Origin of the sequence: Paenibacillus kribbensis, assembly GCF_001705305.1 — a bacterium.
Taxonomy (GTDB): domain Bacteria; phylum Bacillota; class Bacilli; order Paenibacillales; family Paenibacillaceae; genus Paenibacillus; species Paenibacillus kribbensis_B.
The window spans coordinates 176,474-201,981 of record NZ_MCBP01000003.1 but is presented as its reverse complement, the minus strand read 5'-3'; the positions used below and the strand labels follow the sequence as shown (position 1 = coordinate 201,981).

Here is a 25,508-nt window from a genome sequence, read left to right as displayed (position 1 = left end):
TTTATAGTCAGGTCCCACCACCTTGACTTTACCTGTTTGCCCACTGGAGAATCCAATGTATGACCCTTCATGTGGCACGCATCGGGTCCCATTTTGGTAAATCCTTGATCAATTGTCCAACCCCCTCACTAAGTAAACCAAACTCATAACCTTCATAACTGTTTATCGCCATATTTTTTATGTTATGTTTTAATAACTATTTTTCTAGTTTTATAATAAAACTTCTTCCGCTAGCCTGTATTTAATCGGGGGTATTCCCCAAACTCGCTTTAAGACCAGCCCCGATTCAGTCTGATACGAAAACAGCCCCTAAGGCAATTTCTGGACGCGAGAACGTCCTTTTTTCGCCGTTAGGGGCTTAAGACTTCTAATTCGGAGATACCTCTAAACTTTTTTAAAACTAACCAACGTGTATAACTGTTAGTAATTTTTTAGAACTTCAATTTGATTACGTGCTATATTTTCAAAACTTTCATATAAATGTGATATTTTCTTAATAAATATGCGGTCTTTCTCTAGTGACTTTTTATTCTCTAATTCATTTAAAATCATATAAAACTCTTCACAGGATACTGAAGATCCCTCTCCACCATCTGCTTCATCTCCTGACATTAATAGTAACTCACGCATAGAAATTTGTTTGGATAAAAATTTAAGATATAGAAATCCTATGACAGCATCACTAAAAAGAGAAGTATTTCTAATGGTATGGGACTCAGTAATTAATTGCTCACTTAATGCTTTACTTAAAGCATCTAGATCACTCGCCAACGAAACAGCAAAAACCCACTCTTCTGGTTTTTCTTCTTTCAGAATCAGTATATCCGCCCAATTTTGCCAGTCTTCTTTACTATAGTATCCGCTTAAAGAAGCAGCAAATAAATAATGTGCTATAGCTAAAATTTTTACCACCTCGGCGTTTCAGGATGTAGACCAGGTGTTCCTGGTCCATGTTGGTTGGGATTATACCATGGATTTGCATGATGATGAGGATTCGTATGTGTTGGAACATCAGGCCTCCCATGATCTGTGTAATCATTGTTACCTATTCTTCGACCATACTGATCGTATATTGTTTCCCTATCATATAACTCACCTGTCTTGCCATTAATTTTTTGATCAGTAATACTCCTAGTACCAGGTGCTGTGTACTGTCTTTGTCTTGTATTCATCTGACCTTTAGATATATCTTTATAGTCCTGTTCCCAATATCTTTTATAGCGGGCAGCTTCTTCTGTATCCATTTGATCAACGAACGTCTTATCTTTCCCCGTCCCCTTAGTCCCAATATTAACTTCTTGTTCGAGTATATTTTTCGATTGCTGTTTCAATGGGACACTATCGGAAATTATTTCCTCGGCTATTTGTTTCTTGCTCGCCTGTGAGAAAAACTGTTTAAATTCTTCTGCACTTGGGCCGCGTCCTCCGCCTCGTCCATCAAATATAAAAGGACCTTCCGTCATGTTAGATAATGACATCCACTTTTGCTCTTCTTGAGATATACCTTCTTTATCGGAAAATGCCTAAGCTCGTACTTCTTTTAACATTCTAGCAAATTTGGCACGTATCTCGGGTCCCATCTGTTGAACTACTTGTTCACTTTTTGCTATTTCATTCAGTTCCTTAGCTCATTTTCTAATGCAAAAAAGCTCATTCCTACTCATGGTTCAAGTGGGAAAGAGCTTTTGGAAGTTTATCGTTTAACAAGTGTTTGAATCATTTAGTGTTTGGTTGGTTGTATTGTACGATCTTGTTATTGGGATTGTAAACAGGTTTATACTAAAAAATCTTCTTCCGACATTAATATTAAGTGAAAATTCTACTCCACCCGTACTTTTTTGTGTTAAGCATATATTCTTTGACGGGTATAAAATTAGTACTGTTTAATTCAATATATACATTCGATCTGGTTACTATAGACAAGTCACATCTACCATAAGGCCAAGCGAGAGTCCCCTCTACTTCATAAATATTTCTTTCATCTTCCTGATATACTTCACCCCAGGTTTTGTTTATTTTCATTAAGCTATTATCTGGCCAACTTAGTTTGGTGTAAGGAGGTTCCTTACTAAATAGTTCGACTTCTATGTTTCCACCAGTAACATCATTAAATGTGAGCCTAGAGTAGCCCGATACGTAAATATCATCATTGAATGGTTTGGTATGTTCAGTTAATCCATACGCTTCTAAACCAAATACACTAATAGGTAGAGTTACCCCCATACATCTAGTACTAACTTAGTAGAAGACATTGAAGAATAATCAATGTTTATTGTGGACTCACCCAAATATATCAACTCAAATTTTTCATTAGAAATATTTAATATCAAGTTTATTTCAACCTCCTTAAAATTACTTCTAATTGTTTACTTAATGCTTTCTCACTGAAAGCATCGCCGCTATATGTGTTGTTGGTTGAATGATGGGTTCATTCGGCAACTGGGTAGCCCCCCTCAAGAAAAAAACCTTGAAAGGCATGTAGCCGATCAAGGTGTTCAAGTTATTTATCAATGATTAAGTCAGGATAAATTCCTGCATCTGTTCCTCTAGCAACAAGGTAATCTCACTCTCTTTGGACAAAATGCAAAATAAATCGCCATCTAAAATTCTAATTTCTAATTGTGCTAACTCATGCTGTATTTTGTTAAGATCTTTTGCCTCAACCTTTGGACGAAGATTATAATCAAATGGGACGTCGTTCGGAAAGCAAATAAGAACAGCGTTTCTTATTGTTTGAGTATCCTCCAGTACTTCCATGAACTGCGACAGTGTCAAATAAGCAATTTTTTCTCTTTCAACTTTGTTTCCAAAATCAAAAGCTACTTCAATAGATTTATTTTGTCCAAAACCAGGATAATCACCTTTATATTTGGGTATTATTTCAATATCACCCACTCCCCAATATATGTTACTCCATTTTTCATTGATAACTTCCAATAAATCGATAATAAAGCCACTATTGTTGTTTGCATCTGAGTATCGAAATTTCAACATACTTTTTCACGCCTCACTTAAAAGGTGGGTTTGTATCCATACGATGGTCAATTTTATACCCTCCTATTGGATATTTCTCATTCCATTGTACCTCATGCCAATGTGGAACACTATGATTCTCAGGATAGCCATGATTAGAATAATCAATCCATCCCTTTTCTCTTCCGTAATCATCATAGTATTTAGTTTGTTTAAGATTACCGAATTCGTCGTATTTATTTAGGCTTTTTGTTCCTGGTTCAACAAATTTGGGCAGATTCTTACCGTATGCCTCATCAGGTAAAAAAGGTTCTTTAGCAAAGTCATCAACTTTCCCCGTCCCCTTAGTCCCAATATTAACTTCTTGTTCGAGTATATCTTTCGATTGCTGTTTCAATGGGACACTATCGGAAATTATTTCCTCGGTTATTTGTTTCTTGCTCGCCTGTGAGAAAAACTGTTTAAATTCTTCTGCACTTGGGCCACGCCCTCCGCCTCGTCCATCAAATATAAAAGGACCTTCCGTCATGTTAGATAATGACATCCACTTTTGCTCTTCTTGAGATATACCTTCTTTATTCGATAAAATCAAAAAGTCGCCAGGATAACTTTTTTTCCAATCCTCATAATATTTAATATCAGGATCGCCATTTGCTGTGCGCACCACTCGATCTGCTGCCCAATAACTTCCTTCAGGTATATCAGGTCTGTAGTCTTCATTAACTGTTATATAAACATACGTTCCACGAATCCCCCACTTCTTTTTATCTTCCTCAGTAGGCTCTATCCTTTCCTGCACACTCATCTTTCCCCAAGGTTGCCTTGGAGGCTGTTCTGTATTCTTGGGCTTCCAGCCAGCTCTTACTTCAAGCGGAATTTTGTGATACTCCGTGTTCAGCTTATCCATATTATGGGCTAGACTTTTCACTAGCTCCCCTAATGATCTGGAGCTGGCGACGTTGCGGGCTGCCGTCCATACTTTGCCCCTATAAGCGGCGGCGTAGCGTTGTCCAACGCCGTTCTTTTTATAGGCGGCTACCCGGCGGTTAAAGGCTGCGGCTTCCCGCGCCAGATTCCTTCCGCCCAGCACAGCCCAGCCTCCTGATGGCACGCCTGCCAGCATGGATAACCCTGCTGCCGCGTACTTCAAGGCACGGATGGGCCCTCCCTTGGCAACGTCGCGGCGAATGGAGGTGAGCTTGCTGCTCACTATCCGGGCAGGCGTTCCCAATACGGGAACCATACCGATGATACTCAGCGCCTTCTGCGCTACATTCAGTATCCCGCCTAGCAAATTTGCCTTGGGCGATGCAGGTGTGGCGGGGGAAGCACCTGCCTTCCCCGCCTGGCCACCGCCTGAGCTTCCCCCGTTAGGTGAGCCCGCTCCAGATCCGCCAGTACTCTTCGGCGCATGGGCGGCCTGATACGCCTTGATCGACATCAGTGGCGGTTCTGGCACGGGCTCCAGATCAGCGACGAAAACCGGACGCTTGATTATCCCATCCAGCTTCACTCGCAACGAACGAATATCCGTCTCTCCGTCCATCACCATACTGCTGCTGCCTGCTTGCAAATAAATGGCCTCGCCTGCCGTAATATCCAGTGTGTCCTCCGCGTGGATCGTTAGCCCCCGTTTGGCTGCAATTAACAGCGCATGGTCACTGTGTACCTGTATTCCCTTCGCATCAAGTGAAATATATACGCTATTCATTTTAGCCGATACCAGCAACTCTTGCGCGCTTAGCTTAACCAGCTTGTCATGAGGAGTGCCCCAGTATTTAATGTCTGGATTGCTCAACTCGGGTACAGGCTTGCCACTGCGCCTCACAGACCTGGCTGCAAAACCATCCGACTCCTGCAGGGTCGGGAACTGTACCTGCACCATGTCTCCTTCTTCGGGCATCACATACCAGCCGCTATGGCCCTCTGCACTATAGCCTGTTGCATAGGGGAACCAGCATGCCTTTTCCCGTTCCTGTACAGCATCTATGGTGAGATGTACACGAACCTGATCCCGCTCAACTTCCAGTACCCGCCCCTCTAGTGAGGCCCCTCTCACTGAACCGTTCCAGATAGGCTTTTGCCGAATTCCATTTTCAGAAACCAGTGTATAGGTATGTAAAAACAACCCCCGGTCCATCCGGGACACGATATCCGCAACGAGCAGTTCCTTGCCTTGAAAAGAGAGTACATCTCCGGGGCGGAAATATCGTGCACTCTCCACAGTATAGGACGTACCATAGGGGGTGTTGGCTTCGTTATGGCGCATACCTGTTTGAATCCCCGGCTGTCTATGCCACAGATCTGCTCCCCCAGGCAATGCTCTACCCATGAAGCCATCCACGCTGACAGCAGATAGCCGCTCACTGCTGCTTGAATCACTCCAAAAATATTTTATTCCGTCGTCCACATGCCCCGATCCTGGAAGAGGGCCGCCAAGGATTGCTTCGGCTTCGTACACCGACGATGCTCCATATGACAAGCCGTCCCCATCAGAAAAAGCTCCATCTGCGTCGACAAAACTTTTTCTTGAGTGATACGGGACCTCATCCAGTGTTGCGGGTCGTCCCTCAGGAATGCCGAACCAGAACTTGGGGCCATCTGCGGCAGCCTCAGGCACAAGCACAGCTCCAAATCTGGAAGCCATCCTTTTCAAAAATGCCCAGTCTGTCTCTCTATATTGCAATGTCAAAGCGCCCAGTCGGGTATCCCCGCTGACTGTATCGATCACATCTGCTCCTGTATAACCAGCAAGCACCTGCTTCAGCAACTGCCCATACGTCATGGTATGATCTTGAAAAGACCGGGTCACGGGCCTCACATCGAGTCGAATTGTATGCGATACGGCCTCTAACTGCACATAATGAATGCCGTGTACCCGCTTCAGCGTGATACGCGTCATTTGTCCATGGAATAACGTACGCAGCCGCTGGCCATCCTTGTCCTTTTCGATGACTTCAACCGGTTCGGCTTCACTCTCCAACTCCATAAACCGTTCCTGCTTTTCCTCCGGCACGATGCCACTCACTACCAAACGCACATGGTCGCCCAATCTGCGCTCGATGCGAATGTCCGTCATGGTTTGCAACGGAACTTTACTCAGTAATTCCACATGACGGTAACCGGATGTTTCCTGCACCTTGTCCATTTGATGAGAAACCTCCACTATCAGTCCAGATTCTGCCCGTCATTTTCAATCGTGATTGCTCCGCAATACAGGCAGGCATTGGTACAATGCTCCAGCAGTGCAGGCTTCCCCTCGACGAGCACATCCTGCTTGCCCCCAATCCAGGGTCGAAGAATGACCGGAACACAAGGCGCCTTCTTCACACCGAAAATGTCCACCATCTGGCTATTTTGCACCGCCGGATTGGCTGGGCTAAAACAATTACCAAACCCGGAAATATGAACTCCCGGTTCGTGATCCCCCACATTCATCTGGGCCTTGTCCTTGATGTAAACACCGTGGCTAAGCGGACGCTTGAGCCGGGTGGGTTGTGTACCGCAGTTGCATTTCAAAATAGCCCCTGCAACGACATATCCTTTTTTTGCGCCTGACCCGGCCTGAATGGTCATAGATGCTTTTTCTTTTGCCATGGTCTGCTTCCTCCGTCAATTCGTTTTGACTTCACTGCCAACGACCGATGTATCACCACCGAGTGTAATATGGCTGCTGCGGCTGGACAGGTTGATTTCCTGACCAGCGGAAATAGTTACCTTTTGCCCCGCTTCCATATGGATGTTGCCACCTGCCGAAAAATGAATATCTTTATTGCTCACCATATGAATACCGTCACCTTGATTCAGCTTGATGAAAACAGCACCATCCTTGCCGGTGATTACCACCTCGTCCGGTGTCAAACGGATTGCCTTCCCATGTGGCGTCCGGAAAATTTTTACGTCCGGATGCTTCAATTGATTGTGGCCGCCATCCCCCCGATCCTGCCGGGCCGAGCTACTGGCAATGCCCTCATCATCATGCTGGTTCGGAAAATAAATACGCACTTTATCCCCCAGTTCAGGCATCACAAACCAGCCGCTATGCCCCTCTGCGCTATACCCTGTTGCATACGGAAACCAGTGGGCTGTATTTTTGTCCTGCTCCGGGTCGATATCCAGATGTACTTTAACCCGATCACGTTCGACAGCGATCACCTTTCCCTCCAGAGACAGACCTGTTAGCTGCTCGTTATAATACGTTTTTTGCCGCAACCCCTTATGCGTTGTCAAGGTATATGTGTGCAGCAGGACTCCCTGGGTCATACGAGTTTGTGCCTCGTATACATATAGCGTTTTGCCACGGAATTGGATTTCATTGCCCAGTTCCAGTACCTGCTCTGTTTCAACGGTATAATCGAGAAAATCCTGCTCATCCACCGAGGCGGTATCATTGCCTGCAAAGTAGCGATATGCCGAGATTCTTTTGCTTACCGTGTAATGATAATTGTCCAGTTGAACGGCTGCTCCACTTTCTTCAATGCCAAAATAGAACTTTGGTGTATCAAATGTGGCCGCGGGCATAAGGGAGGTATGGTAATAGGATGCCAGACGTTTGAGAAAAGCCCAATCGGTCTCGTGATATTGCAGCCGCATCCGCCCGATCGACGCTCCCCCGGTGGCTGAATCCATGATGTCCAAGCTAGGATAAAGAAGCGAAATACGACGTAGCAGCTCATCCACCTTCATATTTTTGTCTTGAAAAGAACGGCTTTGGGGCCGTACATCCAGCCTGTAAGTATGCGACACAGCCTCAACCTCCAGGTAGTACACATCCCGTACCGCCTTCGCCTCAATCGCCAGCACCGTCCGCTAAACAAGGGAACCTCCGTGCCATCCTCTGCCAGCTGTGAGATTCCGACAGGTGAGTCAAATTTGGTCATATCCACATACGTGTCCTTTAGTTCCTCAGGCACGACAGCGGTAAAACGAAGCCGGGTGTGGTCATTCAGACGCTTGACCGGATAGAGTTCCTGTACATTAACAAGCTGATAAGGCGTGATTTTCAGATTAGAATAGGTGGTGCTTATCTGCTCCATGCTTCTCCTCCTTCGGCCTCACTGGGCAGGATTTTTAGTGTGGTCATCATACGTTGAGCGACCGGACGCCATGTGTCCATACGTTCCTCCGTACAGTTAAATGAGCATATAAGCGCATGCCCTTCCAGAGCTGCAAAAAAGGTCAAATTATACAGACGCGTATTCAAAGCCGGAGTCATAAATTCACAGTATCCGACCCGTCGTCCATACACCTTGCACACACCGTCTGCATACCATTCCGTCAACTTTTGCGTATGGTGCAAAATGTAGATCATCTCGCTGGTGAACGCCTCTAGCTCCTCATCCGTCAGTTCGCTTGCTGTCAGGTTAAAAGAAAAATTGATCTCCCCCATTGGATCGGTCAAAATGAGCGGTGGGCGATAACTCGAAGGATATTTAAGTTCAATCTCCCGCTCGCCCATCTCGGTAAATGTCCGGGGCAGCCATATCGAAATTTTGTCATTTAGTAAAGGACGTTCTGCAAAAGCGATTCGTTCTTCGTCCAGCATCATAAGTGGATGAAGTTCCAATTCAAAAAAAATGGATGCGTCCGTATCCGTTTCTCTTTTTTCCAGTTCCAAGCTGCTCTCAGACTCTATGTAATTGTGTAAATCCGATTTTGGGAGACCAGATGCACCCTGTTGTTCCTTCCGTGCAGTATTAATCATGTCTGCAATTTGCTCATCCATATGTCCCATCGTCGATAAAACTCCTTTATATGTCCAATTTTAATATTTATTTTGTGGAACTTTATAACATTATTGAATCCAAAGAACCATTTGAATTCCAATTTATACCTTACATTATAGGTATCATACGGAGTGTCTTTGTTATTGTCAATTTATAACTTTTATAAAACAAACAAGATATAAGACCTATTATCATGCATGAAAATGAAATATTTACTACCATTCAGATTCTTTTGACCCAAAGCAAGCATCCATACTTGTGAAAATACGTCTTCATTTTCATAAAAATAAAGTTAATTTGCCTATGAAGCTCTTTAATTTAATAAAATCAAATGAATTTTAACGCCTAAAAAATGATTCTTTAGAACCTGAATCAAATTGACTATTTTGAAATCAAAAAAAGCCTACCTTATTTACCAGGTAAGCTCCTCACGAATATGAATAAATCATAAAACTTCCTATATACTCAGTCCCCTTCCTCCTCCGCATAGTTCCATACATGGCGTTCCACAGCAGAACGGTATTCGACTGGCGTCTTGCCTGTGTGCTTTTTGAACAACATATGAAAATACTGCCTGCTGCCCACACCTACGTAATCGGCAATTTCCTGAATGGGAATGTCCGTTTGTTGAAGCAGCATTCGGGCCTTGTCCATTCGCAGCATAGTCAAATAAGCGGTAAGTGTTTGTCCGGTATGTTTTTTGAAAATACGGTGTAAATACCCTGGATGCAGATTTACGGCTGTCGCCATATCTTGCACCACAATATCCCGGTCATAGTTCAGATGGAGAAATTCAATGCAGCGTTTGACATACATATCCGTTTGCTGCGTGTTGCTGCGCTCTGCCTCTTCGCGCAGACGCGCAATTCGCACCAGCAGCTGCATAAAAAGCAGTTCTGCCATTGCACCCGGATGTTCTTTTCGTTGATCCAGCTCCAGCACGAGACTTTTCAGCGTAAAATATACCTCTTCCGGGTCCGACAGTACCAGATACGGGAACGGACGTGACATGAAGGCTATAACCTCCTGCTCCTCCGCTGCCATTTGCCGGATTGATGGTCCTACACTCATCCCCTCCATAAAACCAAACTCTACGTTCAGCATCCGGCACGATTGTTCTCCCTCCACCACCAGTCGGTGCGGTACGCCTGCGTCCAGCATAATAAACTCGCCCTTACGCAGCGTAATGCTTTCCGCCTTCCCTCCCGTTTGCACATCCACCCGGCACAGGCCGGAAATCATGTACATAATCTCCGTGGAACGATGATCGTGGTATGGCATGGTATAATCGCGCCATTGCTTATAATAGTAAGCAAAAAAACGGGGAATATAATCCCCGTCACGCAGCCGTGGCTCAAACAGACTTCCGTTCATCCCTGCACCTCCGCAAAATAGATAAGGCTAATACGGCAACGTATCTGCAACCGTTCTATTTTCACAGTTTAACAGACCTGGTCGTGTTATTCTATTTTGCTCCACCTGAATATCTAAAACCCTTTGGCTATCTAAAATCCTTTGGAATACGCCGGGCCGTTCCTGTCAGAATAGCCGCTTCAATCACAGACTTCCTCACCTCGGTAACGACCTGTTCGTTGAATATGCTCGGGATAATATATTGCTCGTTTAATTCCCGTTCAGTTACGACAGAAGCAATGGCACGGGCAGCGGCTAATTTCATCGGTTCGTTGATGTGGCGCGCCCGGCAATCAAGCGCTCCTCTGAATATTCCCGGAAACACCAGCACATTGTTGATCTGATTGGGATAGTCACTACGTCCCGTTGCAAATACACGAACATGCGGAATGGCTTCCTCGGGAGCAATTTCCGGTTGTGGATTGGCCATAGCAAAAACAATGCTGTCCGCAACCATACGCTGTACATCCGCGGCATCCAGCAGATTGCCCCGAGATACGCCGATGAACACATCCGCATCCGCAATGACATCCTTTAATGTGCCTGACTGTGACTCTACTTGAGGCTGATCTGCCAGCCACTGCCACATCGGATATTGATAGGTTCCACCTCGTATAATGGCTCCATCCCGATCTACCGGAACAAGGCGGCTAACCCCTGCGGCGAGGAGCATTTTGCATATCGACACACCTGCGGCCCCGATTCCGTTGACAACGACCCGAACATTTTCGATCCGCTTGCCAACCACCTTTAGTGCATTTAGCAGCCCGGCAATCACAACCACCGCCGTCCCGTGCTGATCATCGTGGAAGACGGGAATATCCAGTTCTTCCGCCAGCCGGGTTTCGATCTCGAAACAGCGCGGAGAACTGATGTCCTCTAAATTAATTCCTCCGAAAATCGGGCTGATCGCCTTAATCGTACGAATGATTTCCTCTGTATCCTTTGTGTCCAGACAAATGGGGAATGCATCGACTCCTGCCAGCTGCTTGAACAGCATCGCTTTGCCTTCCATCACGGGTGCAGCCGCATGCGGACCGATATCGCCGAGCCCAAGCACAGCGGTGCCATCGGTAACAACCGCGACGGTATTTCGTTTGATGGTCAGGGAGTACGCCTTTTTCGGATTTTCATGAATGGACGTACAGACCCGGGCCACACCCGGCGTATATACCCGCGACAGATCATCCCGATTTTTAATCGGCAAATTGGGCCGGATGGATATTTTACCCCCCAGGTGCGCGAGAAACGTGCGGTCTGAAACGTTAATAAGTTGAACGCCTGCTAACGACTTGAGTGATTCGATTAGCGATGCCTCTGCTACTTCAGCGACGTGGACTGTGATGTCACGAACGGACGAATCCTGTCCGGGACGAATAACATCAATGGAGGTAATGTCTCCTCCGGCACGGCTGATGGTTGATGCGACCTCACCAAAGTTTACTTTGGAGTGAACAAGCTCCAATCGAAGAATCAGACTATTAAAGGCCACGTACATCCGCTCCTATTCTATTCATAACACGTGTGTAGCCCAAAGGCAGACACATGTATTGAAGCTTATCAGCTCCCCTGCCTTCACATGTTACCGCTTTCATAAAAGCGTTGGGAAGCTTTTGTCCATATTGTTACTTATGGTCATTTTGGTCACGCAGCAGCTCATACCGATTAACGGGACGACCGACCCCGCCGTAATGCACAACAAGGCGCACAATCCCTCTTTTCTCCAGATAATCCAGGTATCTTCTTGCTGTTACACGGGCAATCCCCACTCCCTCTGCCGTTTCTTCAGCAGACAGTTTGCCACTATGCTGCTCCATGACCGCAAGCACCTGCTTCAGAGTGGCTGCATTCAAGCCTTTTGGCAGCTCATCGTAAGACATCGCCCATTCCTCGTATACTGGAGCAGGGACTACCGCTTCCTTGGCAGCTTCTCTATTTTGCATAATGAGGTCCAGCTCTTCCTGTGTTCCTACTTCTTCTGCCCATAATCCGGCCTGCTGTACCCGGTAACGCTCCAATGTATGGTGGATACGTTCTACCTTGAACGGCTTCATGATATAATCGAACGCTCCGTTTCGCATCATTTCGCGGATCGTCTCCGTATCCTTCGCGGCCGTCACGACAACTACATCTACAGGCAATGCCATGGAACGGATGCGCTGCAGGGTCGATATCCCATCCAACGACGGCATAAACACGTCAAGAAAAACCAGATCAGGCTTTAGCTCCTCGATCAGCTCCAATCCCCCCAGCCCATTGGAAGCCAGACCTATGACCTGGAACCCGTCAACCTGCTCGATAAACTGCCGATTCACCTCTTGTACCATTGGATCATCCTCGACCAGCAGCACACGAAAAGGTGATTTTATAGGTTTACTCATCGTCGCTCCCTCTCTCCTTCAACGGAAATAGAATCTCTATGGAAGTTCCCAAGCCAAGTGAAGATTCGCATGTCAGGCGGCCGTTCCCCTTGGTGACAATCCCGCTCAGTAAATGCAGCCCCATACCGCGGCTCTCTCCGTCCTTGGTCGTAAATCCGCGTTCGAGCATTCTTTTCTTCGTGGTCTCCGACATGCCACAGCCATTATCCTCGACCAATATGGACATATATTCGTCATCCTGCCGGATGCTGACATAAATCTCCTTGGAGCCGACTTCTGTATCCGCCAGTGCATCAAAGGCATTCTCTATCAAATTTCCGAGTAACAGAACAAAATCATGTCGGTCAATCAGCCGGGGAAATTGATTCATTCTGCTGTCAGGATCAATCCTAATATCAATGCCAAGCTCTTTGCCACGGCTAATTTTGCCCAACAGCAAGCCTGCAACTCCGTCGTCATCGAAATGCCGTTGCAGGAAGCGTGTAATCTCCTCCTGTTGCTCGGTCACCTCAAACAGATAGCTCAAAGCCTCGTTCTGCTGTCCTAGCTGGAGCAAACCGGCAACAGTATGCATTTTGTTCATATGCTCATGATTTTGTGCACGAAGCGCATGAACAAACTCTTTGACACCTGTGAGCTCCTCGGCCATTCTCGTTACCTCGGTTTTATCCTGAAATATGGAGATTGCCCCCATCGTAACTCCCTGTTCGCGAATGGGAATTCGGTTGCTCCAAATAATGGTTCCGCCAATTTTTAGCTCCTGGCTCAGAATCGCGACTCCCGAATCCAGCACTTCCGGCAAACGGGTATCCGGAATGACCTCACGGATCGGCAAGCCCACTACATCACGGTGTACGTGAAAGATTTGCTTGGCTCGTTCGTTGAAAATGGTAATCATGCAGTTGCGGTCAATGGCAATGACACCCTCGTGCATCGCCTGAAAGGCCGCGCTTCGCTCGCGAAACATTCTCGCAATTTCCTGCGGCTCCAGATTGAACATCTGAAGCTTAATATGACGGGCCAGCAAGGCAGAGCCAATCACACCAAACATCATCGACAGCAGCGAAGTCATGATGATGGATTGTTTCTCCTGCCGGATAATCTCCGTCACGCTTGGCAGCAAGCCGCCCGCTACAACGACGCCCACCTGCTCCGAGGAAGCATTCATAATCGGCACGAAGGAACGCAAGCCAATCCCAGCTTCACTGCGAACTTTGGAGACATACGTATGTTCAGCAAATGCGGCATCATCGTCCCGAGCCTCAAACGTTCCGCCGATTCGCTCCGAAAGCGGATGAGACAACCGTTTGCGGTTCATATCGAGCACGACAATATAAGCCGCATTGTTTAATATCCGAATTTTATCCGCCATAGGTGCAATCACGGCAGAAGCATTCGGGTCGTCAATTCGTTCCACTACGTCCGGCAGGTTCGCAACCGTCTGAGCCGTAATCGTAAGCCGCTGTTTAAGTTCTTCTTCCTTGATCCGGGTAGCGATGCCCAGCAAAAAAAGACCGCCGATCAAAAGAGCGAAAAGCACGACTCCAAATGAAAGTATCATAATTTTCCAATACATGCGAAGTCTGTTCATCATTTGTTCCTTCCCTATTAAAGCGTTTACCTTTGAATATCATTGTGGAATAATGGGTCTAAAATAGCAACAGAGGGGGTTACTTTGTGAAAAGAGCTGTTGGATTTTCCGTTTTGCTCATACTGGGCATTCTAACGGCTTATGTGATCGGTTTTCAAAAAAATTTTAGTGAAGAGCTCCCTTATGATGATGAATTTACTGGTCTGAAGGATCGGATCGTGATCAAATTCAGCCACGTCGTGGCCGAGAACTCGCCCAAGGGACTGGCTGCGGCTCGTTTTGCCCAACTTGTTAAAGAAAAATCCAACGATCGGATTGAGATTCAAGTGTTTCCTAATGGAATACGCTATTCAGAAACTACGGAAGTGGCTGCACTTCAACAGGGAGAAATCCAGATGATAGCTCCTTCATTTTCCAATTTGAATGCAATTGACCCGGCCTGGCTGGTGATGGATCTTCCGTTTGCCTTCGAGAATCAAGCTAGGGTCGATCAGGCACTGAACGGGCAATTGGGCAAGCGGTTATCGCAAACACTTGAACCCCATGGAATGAAAGGCGTCGCTTTCTGGTCCAACGGTTTTCGTCAGATCACTAATAACACCCATCCCATCAGCCAGCCCGCAGACTTTGTGGGCTTGAAATTCCGTATCCAGCCAAGCAAGGTGCTGGAACGTCAGTTTGAAGCACTTGGGGCATCGACCATTAGCACTCCTTTCAATGAAATATACCACAACCTGGAAACGGGCACGGCAGACGGACAGGAGAACACAATATCCAATATCCTTACGAAACGGTTTTACCAGGTGCAACGATATATGACCATCAGCAATCACAGCTATCTGGGCTATGCCGTCGTATTTAACAAATCCTATTGGGATAGCCTCCCAAGTGACGCCAAATGGGTGCTGCAGGAGGCACTTGAGGAAACGACACGCTGGAACAAACGGGAAACAGATGAAAATGCCAATCGGCTTAGCCAGCTGCAACAGACCGGAGATATTACCATTACCCGTCTGTCCGAGGATGAGCGTATGCTTTGGAGGAAACGTCTGCGCGTACTCTATCCGGAGTTCACCCCCGTCATCGGGTCGGATCTGATGAATATGATTCAGGGACCTTAAAGACCAAAAAGAACGTTATGACCGTATTCTTGTTTGCCAAGAACGTAGCTTTTACACTGGGGATACAAAAAATAAAGCGTTTTCAAAAATCAAAGGAAAGCGAGAGCGTATCCCTATGAAACTGAGAATTAATTTTAAAAACTTGACGGTTCAGGTCGTTATCGCTATTGTTCTGGGCATTCTTCTGGGTCACTTTTTTCCTACAACAGGCGAAAAGCTAAAAGTGCTCGGAGACGCCTTTATCAAGCTCATCAAGATGGTCATCGCTCCCATTGTATTTTTTACGGTTGTGCACGGAATTGCCAGCATGGGAGACATGAAAAAGGTCGGTCGTATTGGCGGAAAGGCGCTTCTCTATTTTGAAATCGTTACCACAATTGCGCTAGCCATTGGTCTGCTCGTGGTTAACCTCGTAAGACCGGGCGCCGGTATTGATGTGAGCAAGGCTACCGGAGACGTATCTCAATATGCTCAAAAAGCAGCGGAATCAAGTCATGGATTCGTTGATTTTATCGTCGGCATTATTCCTGAAAATGTAGTCAGCGCTATGGCAGGCGGGGAGCTACTGCCTATCCTGTTCTTTGCCATTCTCTTCGGGCTGTCACTGACGGCCATGGGAGAGCAAGCCAAACCCGTCATTGTCCTGTTCGACAAGCTGTCGCATGCCTTTTTCGGCATCGTCAATATGGTCATGAAATTATCACCAATCGCCGCATTTGGTGCCATGTCATACACCATCGGTAAATTCGGCATCGGGTCATTGACCTCTCTCGGCAAGCTGATGGGCTCCGTCTACCTGACCATGGCTCTATTTGTTATCATTGTGCTCGGTCTGATTGCTCGTATGTATGGTTTCAGCATTTTCAAGTTTATCGCTTATATCAAAGAAGAAATTTTGCTTGTACTCGGTACTTCATCCTCCGAGTCGGCTCTGCCGCGTATGATGGACAAAATGGAGAAATACGGCTGCTCCAAGTCAGTGGTCGGTCTGGTTATTCCGACGGGCTATTCGTTTAACCTGGATGGTACGGCGATCTATTTGTCCATGGCCGCTATATTTGTGGCTCAGGCCTCCGGCGTTGATATGACTCTATGGCAGCAGTTGACACTGCTCGGCATTCTCATGCTGACCTCGAAAGGAGCAGCAGGCGTCACGGGCTCTGGATTTATCACGCTGGCAGCCACACTCGCGGCCTTCCCTTCCATCCCGCTGGCAGGAATGGCATTGCTGCTCGGTGTGGACCGCTTCATGTCCGAAGCACGCGCCATCACCAATCTGATTGGTAACGGAGTCGCTACCGTCATCGTCGCCAAATCGGAAAATGAGTTTCATCCCGACAAACAGACGGAGATTGTTCCAGCACCGGCTGAGCTTGAAGCCACTCCTTTACACAGCCCGGCTACTGAATCTGTATAATAAGGCAATGCTTTTTTGAAACTTTTAAAAGATATATAGTGTCGGTTTGGGGGTGTTCCAGCAGCCATTTCATGGCTTTTGGGACACCCCCGTTGTTTTTCGAGTAGGATGTACGTAAACACTCATATGGACGCTCCGCGAACGGACCGTTGTTCCGTCCTCTCCGCTGCTTTGAGCAGAACAAGTTTCTACAGTCCTCTTAAAATCACAAAGGTGTAGTTACTCTAAATTGAGGTGTCACAGTTTTAGGGTATCTAAACGGAACGTGCTGATTTATTCTTGTTTTACATCTTGGGCTCCCGTTTTGCAAACTCTTGTAACATACCTCTTATTTGTTCTACCAATAAAGCAGGTGCTTTCTTGGGTGAGCCCGTGTCAAACGGAGGCTGAGGATCGTATTCCAAAATCAGCTGGACTCCTTTACTCATATCTTCTCCCAATTCCCATGCTATTAGCTGGAGTGCCATGTCAATACCAGAGGAGACACCGGCTGCTGTAATGATTTTGCCCTGACGAACCACTCTCTCATCTGTAGGAATAGCTCCTAGAGATTGGAGCAGGTCTAAAGATCCCCAATGACTGGTGGCAACGGTGCCATTTAACAAGCCTGCGGCGCTCAAAATCAAAGAGCCATTACAAACCGACGTGGTCCATTTCGTAGTTTCATGTATTTGGCGAATCCAGTTTAACGTTTCTTCGTCATTCATTGGAGTTTTATAATTTGGCGGACTGCAACCTGGAACAACAAGAATATCAGCTGAAGGTACTTCAGAAAAACTGTAATCGGCATGCAAATAACCCATATTTGAGTCCAGTTTGATTAACCCTTTTTTCTTGGCGACAAACTTCACTTCACATTTTAGTGTAGCAGCAAATACATCGTATGGACCAATTGCATCTAAAGCTGTGATTCCATCGAAAAGCATGATTGCGATTTTCATGATGACCTCTCCTTTGAAGCGGGATTTTATTCTTGCACATCAATACTAACATACATATACGGGGTATGGGTATATGACTGTAAAAGCACTGCTCGACATATACCTTAATTTCAAACATCTCTTGTCACAATTATTGATTGAGAAATGCCTATGTAAACCTCTAATAGTATGTCCCTGTAAAATGGCATACTTAAAAGGTGGCGTCCAAGCGCGTCGTTGTTGAATCAGGACGCTTGCAAACCGGAAAGGAGCAGTTGATCCAAATCCTGTTCTGCGGCCCATTTCCCCACATTCATCAATGCATTTTGGCCGCTCAGCATATCGAGCGCCAGCAATTGGACAGCTTCACCAGCAGTCGTCCGGCATTGTCGGTTCACTGGCCGAGCTCATCTATTTTCCGGCTCAGTCCCAGATCGTTCATGATACCGCTGAGTAACGGCAGATAACCGACTTCAAAGAAATTATTCATTTGCATATTTACCATCCACTCCCAACCCGACTCTCCATACTATACTCTGGCATACATCAAAATTATCCATTTTCCGAGTCGTAGGGGTGTGAAATGTGAGCTATAAAGGAAAAGAGATACCCCTAAAAGAGATATCTCTCGAATAAAATGGAATTTTGATTTTAAAGAACAGCTCGGAGTTTATGTGGTAGATATATCAAAGTTGTTTAATTTTCAGGTTTCAAAAAAACTTTATAGGCTACATCATGAGCTACCGAGCTTTGAGTAGTAGGGCTAGCGTCATAATTATAGTCGTACTCGTTTGTTTCAAAACTATACATAACATCAAGCACACGATAGAGTTGATTATTCCATAAAATCATTTCTCCTTTCCTTGGGACAAAAGGCAAGGCAACTAGGTCAAATTTTTCAGCGTAGTATCCCTCTTTATCATTTAATACAATTGCCAATTCGATAACTTTCAATTCCTCACCTCTCAAATGTAGAAATACTCTCTAATTAATAACTACTACTCTTGGAGGCGAAAAGCAAGATGCAAGTCCTTTATCTGTATAAAGTTGAGCAACTCCGCCGACTGTGTAAGTCCCTGGTTGACTGTATTCCCATGTTTGAGAGAGAGTTACTCCCCCAGTGTTCGGCCCCTTAAAACTGGTACTATCCGTCCAACCGGCTCCCGTTTTAAAAGATGCATTGACTTCTCTTATAATTGAATCCGTTGCAATACCCCACTCCACCGTTACAGTTCTTCCATTCTTAGTTACATTAAACGATTTGGTTACCCATACAGGCGCTAATATTGATTGGATATTTTCATTGGAATTTGAGGAATCAGGAGCTAATTGTGAAGAAGATGGTTCGACTGATGAGGATTAATCTTGAGTAGGGGTGACGCTTTGGGCTGATACCGGGACAACTAAATCCTCAAATATAAGGATGAAGTAAACTATTAATGGAATATATAGGATATATCCTCCATACATTATAACCTCATCTTTCTATTAAAAAGAGTTGTAGATTTTTGTCAACAACACCACTTTTAAAGGGGGTGTCCCATAAGTAGTTTATCTACAGAGAAGCACTCTAAATATGAGTAAAATATGATCGAAATGATGAAAAAAGCGCAAGTTCTCGGGGTCTGTAAAATGAAACGTGGAACCTTTGAAATCGAACGAAATGAAACATACTAAGTTCCATACACATTCGATTTCGGAAGGGAGTACTATAACAGAGAAATTTTGGAGCAAGAAGCGATTCGGGAATTGATGAACGAGCATAAATTCCAGTCCAGAGCAGATTCAAACGACGTTGAAGGACATGTTCAAGGATGTGCTGGAGGAAACGCCAAATGCAGCACCTACTATGCCCGCTCAAAGCTTCGTGACGAGAGCAGCCAGAAAACGTAAAATTCAGGTTAGTCTGCCGTACCTGAAATATAAACAGGAGATGCGGTAAAAGCTGTCCAGTGAAGAAGGGTACCTCTTGAGTGTCTAGCGGATGTACGAGCCGGAAAGTGTATTTGGGCAAATCAAAAACAATCGGGGGGTTCCGGCGCTTCCTGCTTCGGGACTTATAAAAAGTAAGTTTAGAGGTCGGGTCGCTTTCACTTGCCCACAATCTGACGAAGAAGCATAAAATAGTTGAAAAATTAACTGGACTGGGCAAGGATGAGTCCTTTGCCCGGTCCGGTTCTTTGATTTTTGATTCCGCAGACTGTCCTTTTTCTACAAAAAAGCTACTTATGAGTCAGCAGTTCATCATGAGAGCTCTGCTCCTCCAGACGACCATCCTTCAAGACCAGAATCCGGTCAGCCTGACGAATGGTATTCAGCCGATGCGCGATAACGAAACTTGTTCGACCCTGCATGAGCCGTTCCAGTCCTTCTTGTATTTTCAGCTCGGTAATGGTATCGATGCTGCTGGTTGCCTCGTCGAGAACAAGAATGGAAGGGTTGGCCAAAATAGCGCGGGCGATAGCCAGCAGCTGTTTTTGTCCTTGACTGATGCCGCTACCGTTAGCCTCCAACACCTTGTCATACCCGTCCTTCATCCGCATGATAAAGGAATGAGCATTCGCCAGGCTGGATGCCTGCTCAATCTCCTCATCGGTGGCATCCAGCCTGCCGAAGCGGATATTTTCACGGATGGTTCCCTGAAACAGGAAGGAATCCTGCAGCACAAACGCCATATGGGAGCGCAAGCTTTCACGCTGTATGGTCGTAATGTCACGCCCGTCCAGCGTAATCGTTCCCTTGTCGGGGCTATAGAACCTGGAAAGCAGCTGAATGAGCGTTGTTTTTCCAGCCCCGGTTGGACCGACTAATGCGATCATTTCGCCGGGCTTGGCTTCGAAGGAAATGTCCTCCAGCGTGTCACTTCCTTGATCGTAGGCGAAGGAAACATCGATAAACCGTACAGCTCCTTCCACATGCTCCAAAGCCACCGCCCCCTGCTCGTCTTTGGACTCCTCTTCCTCGTCCAATATTTCGAATACACGTTCAGCTCCGGCAATGGCCGACAACAACGTGTTCCACTGGTTAGCCAAATCATTCAGCGGTCTCGTGAACTGGCGGGCATACTCTACGAATACGATAATCGTACCTATGGTGATGGAGCCGTGAATGGCTAAAATCCCGCCGATCCCCGCTACAATGGCAAAGCTGAGATTATTCAGTCCGTTCATCAGCTTGGGGATAAAGCCGGAAATGGTTTGTGCCCAGAAACCCGACAGACGAATGCGGTCATTCCGCTCACCAAAACCGTGGATGACCCTCTTTTCCTGCGAAAATGCTTTAATAATCTGCTGCCCGGACAGCGTTTCTTCAATATAACCGTTCAGTTCGCCCAGGTTCTGCTGGCGTTCCTTGTATAAAGGCCCGGTACGACGTGTAATCCAGCGCATCCCGGCCGCCATTAGCGGCACTACGATAAATGTCAGCAGTGTCAACAAAGGACTTAACCACAGCATGACTGCAAGTGTACCGACCAGCGTCAATATGCTCGAAAAAATTTGAATAGCCGAGCTGTTCAGTGTAGAGCTGACATTTTCGATATCATTGGTCAGACGGCTCATGATTTCTCCCTGTTGACGTTTGCCGTAAAAAGGAATCGGCAGCCTATGCAAATGTGAAAACAGATCAAACCGCATCCGGTAAACGGTCTCTTGGGCGATTTCAATCATCCATATATTTTGCAGCCAGGAGGTCAGCGAATTAAGCAGAAATACAGCCCCTAATCCAATAAGAAAATAAATCCACGTTCGTCCTCCCGGACCTTCGAGAAAATCATCCACCGCTACGCCGACCAAATATGGACCCAACAGAGCCAGCCCGGAGCTGAGCAGTACCATAAACAGCACCAGCATCAGCTTGGCCTTACGGCGGGCCAAATAAGCCCATATCCGACCTATCGTCCCCGACCAGTTCTTCGCTTTGGACCTGTGGCGTCCTTCAGCTCCTGCCGGATTACGCAGCACACCGGACGCTGGTGTCGGCTGACGGAACGGATCAATGAGTTCCTTGAGCATGCGACTCCTCCTTTCCGTATTGCGATTCATAGATGCGTCGATACAGTTCTGAGCTATTCAGCAGATGCTCATGACTTCCGCTCGCGATCAGACGACCATCATCCAGCAGTAAAATCTGATCCGCCGATGCGGTCGAGCTGATCTTCTGCGTAATGAGAAATGTCGTGCAGGATAGCCCATCCAGCGCTTTCAGCAGGGCTGCTTCGGTTCGCACATCCAGCGCACTCGTGCTGTCGTCCAGAATAAGTATCGCCGGATGGCGCACCAGCGCGCGGGCAATAGACAGCCGCTGCTTCTGACCGCCGGACAGATTGACGCCACGCTGCCCGAGCAAGGTGTCATAGCCTTGCGGCAGGCGTTCAATCGTATCATGAATTTGCGCCATCCGGGCGGCCTCCTGAATCTGCTCCAGGCTGGCATTCTCCAGCCCCCAAGCGATATTGTCCCGAATCGAGCCGGTGAATAACAATACCTCCTGCGGTACATAGCCGATGGCCTCACGCAGTATGGAAGTGTCCAGCTCATGCGCGTCCTTTCCGTCAAAGCGCACATGGCCGGCATCTTCTTCATACAGACGTGTAATCAGCTGTACAAGCGAGGATTTGCCCGAGCCGGTAGCTCCCATGATCGCTATACGCTCACCTGGCCCAACCTGAAAAGAAATATCCTTCAGTACAGCCAAATCGCTGCCCGGATAATGAAAGCTCACCCGCTCCAATTCCACCTGTCCCTTAATTCGCGTGTTATGTGTTGGAGTAGACGCCGCCTCTCCATGTTCTTCATGATGTGTTTCCAGCACCTCTCGAATCCGTCCCGTAGATGCGGTCGCCCGGGAAAACACGACCACAATACCGGACAAGGCTGACAAGGCCCCAATCGTCCGCAAGGAATAATTGACGACTGCGACCACCTGTCCTACACTCGCATCCCCTGTAGAAATTTGCCCTCTTCCGAACCAAAGTACGGCGATAATTCCCACATTCATCGTAAACAAAATGAACGGCATCGTCGTTTCCGTCCAGCGTAGAGCAGATACCGTCCCTTTCATCAATTCGCCTCCATAATGGGCAAAACGCTCGATTTCATGCCGCATTCGCACAAACACCCGAATCAGCCGAATTCCGGTCAGATTCTCCTGAATCACCCCGTTAACATCATCCAGACGACGCTGAACGCCCTTGAACAAACTGACCGTCCGCCGCATCATCACCAGCACAAATACAAACAGCACCGGAGCCATAACCGCCAGCAGCAGGCCGAGCCTGAAATGTACGACCAACGCCATCACAATACTGCCGATGACCACCAGCGGCACCCGTGTCATAAACCGCAGGCTCATAAACACCGTATCCTGCACTTGCGTAACATCCCCCGTCAAACGCGTAATCAGCGATGAGGTGGCAAAACGCTTAAACACCGGATAGGAAAAGGACTGAACCTTGCGGTACAGCTTTTCCCGCAGGTCATAGCCAAAGCCCTGACTTGCATGTGAGGCAAAAAAGGAGCTGGCAATGCCCGCCATAAAGGCGATAACAGCACTCCCTACCAGCACACCGCCCCAGAACCAGACAATGGACAAATCCTGCTGCCGAATCCCTTCATCAATGATTTTGGAAATCAAATACGGCTGCGATAACTCCACCGCCAGTTCCAGCAGCATCATCACGAGCGCTGCGATGGCCGGAACCCGATATTTTTTTAGAAAAGAGAACATCATCCCCACAAGCATTCCTCCAATTGCCAGACAGCCGTCCTTCCAGATCAGCATTAAATCGTCATATGAATCGAATCTACGGTAAAACCATCTATGCACACTTTATACAGCACTAATTGTATTATACCCCTCTGAACGACTTCGTTTAATCAGTAAGTTGGAGACTTCAGTTGTAGCCATAAAAGATACGCAAAAAAACAGCAGAACGAATAAACCTCCATTGGCGTGGAGGTTTATATGAAAGAAAGCGTTCCAGTCACGGGCACACTTACCGGACAGGAACGCTTTTTCAATTAGTTCGACAGCTCTGCCGGATAATGCTGCAGCCAGTGCCTTAAGTCCGTGCTGCGGATGACCCGCTTGGGATCTTCACCGACCAGGCGAAGCCGCTCCAGCAGGAATTTGATTTCATCGGCGCCTGCCTTGATTCCCTCCTGCTCCAGCATATATTGAACTGCACTTCTGCCCGAATGCTTGCCGAGCACGAACGAATGGTCAGTACCCAGCTCGGTCGGATCAAGGGCCTGATAGGCGGCGCGCTCCTTCAGTAGACCATTGATGTGTATGCCGGATTCATGGGCGAATACCATATCTCCCACAATTGGCTTGCCTTCGGGGATGATTCGGTTGGAGGCTTTGGATACCAGTGCAGCCAGCGGGTTCAGCAGCTCGGGACGAACGCTGCAGGTTCCTTGATACAAGTCTCTCCACGACATCACTACTTCCTCCAGCGCCGTATTGCCCGCCCTTTCTCCAAGACCCGAAACGGTGGTGCTGGCCCAGACAGCTCCCGCCTGCAAAGCTGCCAGAGTATTGGCAAGCGCCAGGCCGTAATCATTGTGGCAGTGGATCTCAAGCTCCACATCCTGCGGCACGCGCGATACAAGCCTGTCTATACGGGCAGCTATAGCAGCGGGATGGTGAACAGACAGCGTATCGGCATATCTGAACCGCCGGACGCCATCCCTATAGAGCTGATTCGTTAGCTGCTCCAGGAACAGGTCATCTGCCCTTGAAGCATCCTCAAAGCCTACGGAGACAGTCAATCCTTTACACAGACCGTAATCGACAGACCTGCGGATCAGCTCCGTCACCTGCGCAGAAGTCATACCCAGCTTGGCCTTCATCTGCACCGTCGATACGGGAATCGAAATATGGGCCCAGTCGACACCCGTCGATTCCGCTGCATCAATATCCGAGAACACTGCGCGATTCCAGGTCATTAGCTTCATCTGAAGTCCGAGAGCAGCAATCCTGGCAATAGACCTGCATTCTGCCTTCCCCATTGCCGGAATTCCGATCTCAGCCTGTTCCACCCCCGCCAGATCCAGCATAACGGCGATTTCAGTTTTCTCTTCGGCCGAAAATGCAACGCCCGGAGCCTGTTCTCCGTCACGAAGCGTCGTATCACAAACGCGCAACCGACTCATCTGCATCCCCTCCTGTTCCGCAGCACGGACAACGCGGGTTGCGCTTGACCGCAATGCTGCAGCTGCTCATATCCAGCACATTCATACGGTGCATGCGGTCAGTGAACAGATTGCCCGCAGCTGTAATCCATTTGACCGCTTCCAGTGCGGCCATGCAGCCTATCAAGCCGGAGGTGGCTCCCAGAACCGGGAAGCCCAGAGGCTCCCAAGGCTGTCCTCCTTCCGGGTAGAGACATTCCAGGCATGCCGTCCTGCCGGGAACAATGGTCATCAACGATACTTCATAGCCGTACATGGCGGCTTCTATCATCGGTCTGTCATAGCGAACACATAGCCTGTTCAGCGTATATCTTTCCGGAAAGTCATAACGTGCATCAATCACGAGATCTGCCGCTCCCACCCATGGCCCGGAGGATTGTTCCGTGATTCTGTGGGCGTGGCCCTCAAGTTCGGTCTCCGGATTGATACGATGCAAATGCTGCAATGCTGTCTCCATCCGTTCCTCGCCGATTCGTCCGCTGTCCATCAGTACCTGCCGGTTCATATCGGGCAGATGAATTACGCCCTCATGGGCCAATATCAGCTTGCCCACTCCGGCAGCAGCCAGGTACATGGCCGCTGTCCCTCCCAAGCCTCCGATGCCTGCGACCATGACAGTGGCCTGCTTTAGTCTGTTCTGACCTTCCATCCCCAGCAGCTTCAACTGGCGTTCGTATCTGCTGTCTTCCAGCAGTTGTGCCATTCGTCCACCCCCTCCATGTACGACTCTTTTAGATATTTGTTCCACATGATCTTGACACTATATATCG

General features: G+C 47.4%; 19 protein-coding genes and 2 pseudogenes. 3 read left to right on the top strand and 18 right to left on the bottom strand.

The window, feature by feature from the left end; all coding sequences use genetic code 11:
- Positions 1 to 420: 420 nt before the first annotated feature.
- The 11 genes and pseudogenes from BAZ21_RS06855 to BAZ21_RS06800 all read right to left on the bottom strand — a co-directional run bounded on the left by BAZ21_RS06855 (position 421) and on the right by BAZ21_RS06800 (position 14,084).
- Positions 421 to 912 (bottom strand): hypothetical protein, encoded by a 492-nt coding sequence (locus BAZ21_RS06855; RefSeq protein WP_068498381.1) that lies wholly within the window; start codon positions 910 to 912, stop codon positions 421 to 423.
- Complete coding sequence (locus BAZ21_RS06850) at positions 906 to 1,478, bottom strand: hypothetical protein (RefSeq protein ID WP_068498379.1); 573 nt, start codon at positions 1,476 to 1,478, stop codon at positions 906 to 908. The genes BAZ21_RS06855 and BAZ21_RS06850 overlap by 7 nt, the downstream gene beginning before the upstream one ends.
- Positions 1,479 to 2,514: 1,036 nt before the next feature.
- Positions 2,515 to 2,994 carry a hypothetical protein gene (locus BAZ21_RS06840; protein WP_068498375.1) on the bottom strand — a complete coding sequence of 160 codons (480 nt, stop codon included), beginning with the start codon at positions 2,992 to 2,994 and terminating at the stop codon, positions 2,515 to 2,517.
- Between the two features lie 13 nt (positions 2,995 to 3,007).
- Positions 3,008 to 6,121, bottom strand: a complete 3,114-nt coding sequence (locus tag BAZ21_RS06835) for a contractile injection system protein, VgrG/Pvc8 family (protein WP_068498373.1) — start codon at positions 6,119 to 6,121, stop codon at positions 3,008 to 3,010.
- A 20-nt stretch (positions 6,122 to 6,141) separates the two neighbouring features.
- Entirely contained in the window at positions 6,142 to 6,570 is a 429-nt protein-coding gene (locus BAZ21_RS06830; RefSeq protein WP_068498371.1) for a DUF4280 domain-containing protein, read from the bottom strand.
- A 15-nt stretch (positions 6,571 to 6,585) separates the two neighbouring features.
- Positions 6,586 to 8,009, bottom strand: a pseudogene (locus BAZ21_RS06825) (hypothetical protein).
- Complete coding sequence (locus tag BAZ21_RS06820; RefSeq protein ID WP_068498369.1) at positions 7,997 to 8,707, bottom strand: hypothetical protein; 711 nt, start codon at positions 8,705 to 8,707, stop codon at positions 7,997 to 7,999. Before BAZ21_RS06820 ends, BAZ21_RS06825 begins: the two are co-directional and overlap by 13 nt.
- Before the next feature lie 457 nt (positions 8,708 to 9,164).
- Positions 9,165 to 10,073, bottom strand: coding sequence for an AraC family transcriptional regulator (locus BAZ21_RS06815; RefSeq protein ID WP_068498367.1), 909 nt, complete (start codon positions 10,071 to 10,073; stop codon positions 9,165 to 9,167).
- Between the two features lie 127 nt (positions 10,074 to 10,200).
- Positions 10,201 to 11,604 carry an NAD-dependent malic enzyme gene (locus tag BAZ21_RS06810; RefSeq protein ID WP_068498365.1) on the bottom strand — a complete coding sequence of 468 codons (1,404 nt, stop codon included), beginning with the start codon at positions 11,602 to 11,604 and terminating at the stop codon, positions 10,201 to 10,203.
- A gap of 133 nt (positions 11,605 to 11,737) precedes the next feature.
- Positions 11,738 to 12,493: a response regulator gene (locus BAZ21_RS06805; RefSeq protein ID WP_068498364.1), complete on the bottom strand. Its 756-nt coding sequence runs from the start codon at positions 12,491 to 12,493 to the stop codon at positions 11,738 to 11,740.
- A complete protein-coding gene (locus BAZ21_RS06800; protein WP_084011533.1) occupies positions 12,486 to 14,084 on the bottom strand; it encodes an ATP-binding protein in 1,599 nt (532 codons plus the stop codon). Before BAZ21_RS06800 ends, BAZ21_RS06805 begins: the two co-directional genes overlap by 8 nt.
- An 86-nt stretch (positions 14,085 to 14,170) precedes the next feature.
- Between BAZ21_RS06800 and BAZ21_RS06795 the strand changes: the two genes are divergently transcribed.
- Positions 14,171 to 15,205, top strand: a complete 1,035-nt coding sequence (locus BAZ21_RS06795) for a DctP family TRAP transporter solute-binding subunit (RefSeq protein ID WP_068498360.1) — start codon at positions 14,171 to 14,173, stop codon at positions 15,203 to 15,205.
- 115 nt (positions 15,206 to 15,320) lie between these two features.
- Entirely contained in the window at positions 15,321 to 16,622 is a 1,302-nt protein-coding gene (locus BAZ21_RS06790) for a dicarboxylate/amino acid:cation symporter (RefSeq protein ID WP_141694947.1), read from the top strand.
- A gap of 284 nt (positions 16,623 to 16,906) precedes the next feature.
- Here BAZ21_RS06790 and BAZ21_RS06785 read toward each other — a convergent pair whose 3' ends face one another.
- The 3 genes from BAZ21_RS06785 to BAZ21_RS06780 all read right to left on the bottom strand — a co-directional run bounded on the left by BAZ21_RS06785 (position 16,907) and on the right by BAZ21_RS06780 (position 18,496).
- Complete coding sequence (locus BAZ21_RS06785) at positions 16,907 to 17,563, bottom strand: DJ-1/PfpI family protein (protein ID WP_068498359.1); 657 nt, start codon at positions 17,561 to 17,563, stop codon at positions 16,907 to 16,909.
- 224 nt (positions 17,564 to 17,787) lie between these two features.
- Positions 17,788 to 17,940, bottom strand: coding sequence for a hypothetical protein (locus tag BAZ21_RS28885; protein WP_176718113.1), 153 nt, complete (start codon positions 17,938 to 17,940; stop codon positions 17,788 to 17,790).
- Positions 17,941 to 18,238: 298 nt separating this feature from the next.
- On the bottom strand, positions 18,239 to 18,496 hold the full coding sequence (locus tag BAZ21_RS06780) for a hypothetical protein (protein WP_068498356.1): 258 nt from the start codon (positions 18,494 to 18,496) through the stop codon (positions 18,239 to 18,241).
- A gap of 934 nt (positions 18,497 to 19,430) precedes the next feature.
- Here BAZ21_RS06780 and BAZ21_RS30365 point away from each other — a divergent pair.
- Positions 19,431 to 19,602 (top strand): annotated as a pseudogene (locus BAZ21_RS30365) (transposase); the annotation flags it as partial.
- A gap of 162 nt (positions 19,603 to 19,764) precedes the next feature.
- Here the strand turns inward: BAZ21_RS30365 and BAZ21_RS06775 are convergent.
- The 4 genes from BAZ21_RS06775 to BAZ21_RS06760 all read right to left on the bottom strand — a co-directional run bounded on the left by BAZ21_RS06775 (position 19,765) and on the right by BAZ21_RS06760 (position 25,441).
- Positions 19,765 to 21,555 (bottom strand): ABC transporter ATP-binding protein, encoded by a 1,791-nt coding sequence (locus BAZ21_RS06775; RefSeq protein ID WP_068498354.1) that lies wholly within the window; start codon positions 21,553 to 21,555, stop codon positions 19,765 to 19,767.
- Positions 21,536 to 23,272, bottom strand: a complete 1,737-nt coding sequence (locus BAZ21_RS06770; RefSeq protein ID WP_084011545.1) for an ABC transporter ATP-binding protein — start codon at positions 23,270 to 23,272, stop codon at positions 21,536 to 21,538. Before BAZ21_RS06770 ends, BAZ21_RS06775 begins: the two co-directional genes overlap by 20 nt.
- Positions 23,273 to 23,562: 290 nt before the next feature.
- Complete coding sequence (locus BAZ21_RS06765; protein ID WP_068498351.1) at positions 23,563 to 24,699, bottom strand: homocitrate synthase/isopropylmalate synthase family protein; 1,137 nt, start codon at positions 24,697 to 24,699, stop codon at positions 23,563 to 23,565.
- Entirely contained in the window at positions 24,677 to 25,441 is a 765-nt protein-coding gene (locus BAZ21_RS06760; protein WP_068498349.1) for a HesA/MoeB/ThiF family protein, read from the bottom strand. Before BAZ21_RS06760 ends, BAZ21_RS06765 begins: the two co-directional genes overlap by 23 nt.
- Positions 25,442 to 25,508 lie beyond the last annotated feature (67 nt).